This is a genomic window from Colwellia sp. BRX8-7, from assembly GCF_014077275.1.
In the GTDB taxonomy this organism is placed as follows: Bacteria; Pseudomonadota; Gammaproteobacteria; order Enterobacterales; family Alteromonadaceae; genus Colwellia_A.
The window spans coordinates 1-1171 of sequence record NZ_JACGVP010000069.1; the positions used below are offsets into that span (position 1 = coordinate 1).

The window sequence follows — 1171 nt, forward strand, 5'->3', positions numbered from 1 at the left end:
TAGATATAAAAAAAGACGCCTAAGCGTCTTTTCTTTAAGTTCTCGTGAGAACTAAAATCTGCAATTATGCGATGATTTTAGATACAACACCAGCACCAACAGTACGACCACCTTCACGGATAGCGAAGCGTAAACCTTCATCCATCGCTACTGGGTTGATTAGCTCTACAACAAATTTCAAGTTGTCGCCAGGCATTACCATTTCAACACCTTCAGGAAGCTCTACAGCACCTGTGATATCTGTTGTACGGAAGTAAAACTGTGGACGGTATCCTTTAAAGAATGGTGTATGACGACCACCTTCATCTTTACTTAACACGTATACTTCTGATTCGAATTTTGTATGAGGTGAAATTGAACCAGGCTTACATAATACTTGACCACGTTCAACATCTTCACGCTTAAGACCACGTAAAAGTACACCACAGTTCTCGCCAGCACGACCTTCGTCTAGAAGCTTACGGAACATTTCAACACCAGTACAAGTAGATTTTTGAGTATCACGGATACCAACAACTTCTACTTCTTCACCAATTTTGATGATACCGCGTTCAACACGACCAGTAACAACAGTACCACGACCAGCAATTGAGAATACATCTTCGATAGGCATGATGAATGCTCCGTCGATTGCACGCTCTGGCTCTGGAATGTAGTTATCTAATTGATCAGCAAGTTCGATGATTTTTGCTTCCCACTTTTCGTCGCCTTGAAGAGCGCCTAAAGCTGAACCTTGAATTACCGGTAAATCATCACCTGGGAAGTCATATTCAGAAAGAAGTTCACGAATTTCCATTTCTACTAATTCTAGTAATTCTTCGTCATCTACAACATCACATTTGTTCATGAATACGATGATATATGGAACACCAACCTGACGTGATAACAAGATGTGCTCACGTGTTTGTGGCATAGGACCATCTGTAGCAGCAACTACTAAGATAGCACCATCCATTTGTGCAGCACCGGTGATCATGTTTTTGATGTAATCGGCGTGACCAGGACAATCTACGTGTGCGTAGTGACGAACTTCTGTATCGTACTCGATGTGAGAAGTATTGATTGTAATACCACGCTCACGCTCTTCAGGAGCATTATCGATTTGTGCGAAATCTTTAACTTCACCACCGTGTACTTTAGTTAATACTGCAGAGATAGCAGCTGTTAAAGT

Annotated in this window: 1 protein-coding gene; it reads right to left on the reverse strand. The window is 41.5% G+C overall.

The features are described 5' to 3' along the window. Nucleotides 1-64: 64 nt before the first annotated feature. A partial coding sequence (gene tuf / locus H4J57_RS19460) for an elongation factor Tu (RefSeq protein WP_182218777.1) occupies nt 65-1171 on the reverse strand: 1107 nt, incomplete at its 5' end.